The organism is Bradyrhizobium sp. (assembly GCF_049581145.1).
GTDB lineage: Bacteria > Pseudomonadota > Alphaproteobacteria > Rhizobiales > Xanthobacteraceae > Bradyrhizobium.
Genome location: NZ_JBAURI010001037.1, coordinates 1 through 2,479, shown reverse-complemented (window position 1 = coordinate 2,479; position 2,479 = coordinate 1). Strand labels below are relative to the sequence as shown.

Here is a 2,479-nt window from a genome sequence, read left to right as displayed (position 1 = left end):
GCCCATCTCGCTGCGCATGTCCACAAGTCGACCAAGCCATGTCTGCTTGTCGATGCCGATCCGCAGGGCTCGCTCACCCTGTGGCACAAGCTGCGCGGCACCAACGAACCGCCGATCAAGACCGCCGTCAATTCCGTCAGCGGCATCCTCGCCGCCGCCAGGCGTGATGGAGTCGAATGGGTCCTGATCGATACGCCGCCCAACGTGTCCGCCGTGGTCGAAGACGCCATCAAGAATGCCACCATGGTGATCATTCCGGCGCGGCCCGGCGTGTTCGACGTCAACGCGGTGCAGGAAACCATCCAGACCTGCCGCGCGGCACGTAAGCCTTACGCAGTCGTGCTCAACGGCGCACCGGCGCGCCGCGACGAAGCCGAAAGTCCGATCGTCACCATCGCGCGCGAAGCCCTGGCGAAATTCCGTGCTCCGGTGTGGGGCGGCCAGATCACCAACCGCGCCGATCTTCTGATGGCACTCGGTCAGGGCGAAGGCGTGCGCGAATATTACGCCGAAGGCCGTGCGGCGGCGGAAATCGGCCGGCTGTGGGCGGCGATCGAACGTTCGATCAAGGCGATCCGCGGGACGGCGTCGGCAAGCGGGACGATGCATAAGCAGGCGGCGTGAATTTACGCCGCAGGCCGTTCACAAGGACGCGCGAGCTTCCCGCGCGTTTTTATTTTGGTTCTTTGGCTTCCGGGCGATGCGAATTTTGATGATCATCGGGTGGGGTGAATTTTCCTCTCATGAAAGCTCACCTCATCCCGTCCCGCTTTGGCTGGCCGACGGCGGTCCGCTCGGAGTGCGATGATTCGCCGATGAATCGTCAGCGCGCTCCAACTCCTTGTTTGGGCATGCTCACGCCACCATCAGCATGTAGAACAGGACCACCGGCGACAGGCAGATGATGACCGACCAGATGCCGACCGCCCAGAGGATGTCTTCGATCGTGAAGCCCTGTTCAGGAACGAGTTCTTCGTTGCTATCCACAAACGCCCCCGCGTTTCTTTTCGTCGGGCCATGAATAGCGCTAAAGGCTTTAAAAAACCTCTCGTGCTCATGCTTGCATTCGACCGCGGAGTCTACCGTGGATTAACCACGGCATCGCCGGCCGCGAACGGCCAGCGATGAAGCTGCCTGCAGGAATGCAATGATCGTTGTTTTCCACCGTCTGTCTTGCGGGCGGACTGATAGGCCCCGCATGCTAACGAAACGGTTGCCCGTTGCAGCGCCTTGGCGCGGCGGATGTCATCCCGCATTAACCAATGCCGATGTCTCCGGGCGGATCGGTTCGCCGCGCGATCTCTTGATCGAGCAGGCTTGCGAGCTCGGTGCTGATCTCGACCATCGGCGAACGAACCTCGGCGGACGCGATCAGCCCGTTCCGCGCCAGCCAGTACTTCGCGGGCGCAGGGCTCGGCTCGGCGAACAGCAGCTGCGTCAGCACGCTGACGCGTTGCCAGCACACCAGCGCGGCCTCCTGATCGCCGGCCTCGAGGTGAGTGCGCACCGCGGCAAAATCCTCGGTGTCGATATGGGCAGACAGCAGGATCGCGCCATCGGCGCCGTCGGCGAGCGCGTTCAGATGTTGCGCGTCCTCGCCGGTCAGGACGCGAAAGCCGGATGGCCGTCGGCGCAACAGCTCGATCGACTGCGCGCGGTCGGCGCCGCAATCCTTCAAGCCGACGATGGCAGGATGTTCGGCGAGCGCGAGCAGCGTCTCGTTGGAGAGGTTGACGGATGTCCGGTACGGGATGTTGTAGAGCACGATCGGCAATGCGGCGCGATCGGCCAGCGCCGCGAAGTGCTGATACAAGCCGCGCTGCGACGGCCGCACGTAGCAGGGACTCGAGATCAGATAGCCGTCGATCGGCCAGCCGGCCGTCTCGTCAAGCATGTCCAGCAGCTTGCCGGTCGCTGCTCCCGCAAGGCCGAGACAGACCGGGAGGTCGCGCCGGCTCCCGATCAGTTCGGCGCGCACCAGGTGGGTGAGGCGCCCGAGTTCGGCGATGGACAGCGCCAATCCTTCACCCGACGTCGCCGCCAGGATCAATCCGTCGATCGGACGGACGGCATAGTGTCGGACCAGACGTCGCAGCGACGGTTCATCGAGGCTGCCGTCGCGAAACGGCGTCACCAGCGGCAGCCAGAGGCCCTGCAGCTGTTCTCGCAAATGATGCTGTCGTTCGTTCATCGATCATCTCCTTGTTCAGGTTGAACGCCGGAGAGGGGACAACAAAAAACCCCGCATCACGGCGGGGTTTCGGACATCAGCTTGGCGAAAAGGCCTATCGCGCGCGTCGATCCGAACTCCCCCGGAGGAGAGCTTTTTTCGAAAGCTGCGTTGCGCGCGAATTCATGGCCATTGTCGAATGATGAGGCCGCGGGACGCGCCTGTCAATCCGAGCGGGCCCCCGCGAGCAGCTGGCCGCGCCTTGGTGGCCCGGGAGTCGTTCGCTGCGGACCTGCGACGTGACAGGAG

At 63.7% G+C, this 2,479-nt stretch carries 3 protein-coding genes; 1 reads left to right on the top strand and 2 read right to left on the bottom strand.

Annotation, left to right across the window (positions count from 1 at the left end; translation table 11 throughout):
• On the top strand, positions 1-624 hold a 624-nt coding region (locus WCB02_RS33525; RefSeq protein ID WP_423965204.1), incomplete at its 5' end, for a ParA family protein.
• 231 nt (positions 625-855) lie between these two features.
• On the opposite strand, the gene WCB02_RS33520 is transcribed toward WCB02_RS33525, so the two are convergent.
• Together WCB02_RS33520 and dapA are read right to left on the bottom strand one after the other, a co-directional pair.
• Complete coding sequence (locus tag WCB02_RS33520) at positions 856-987, bottom strand: hypothetical protein (RefSeq protein WP_423965202.1); 132 nt, start codon at positions 985-987, stop codon at positions 856-858.
• A gap of 268 nt (positions 988-1,255) precedes the next feature.
• Positions 1,256-2,191 carry a 4-hydroxy-tetrahydrodipicolinate synthase gene (dapA, locus tag WCB02_RS33515; protein ID WP_423965200.1) on the bottom strand — a complete coding sequence of 312 codons (936 nt, stop codon included), beginning with the start codon at positions 2,189-2,191 and terminating at the stop codon, positions 1,256-1,258.
• Between the last annotated feature and the right edge of the window lie 288 nt (positions 2,192-2,479).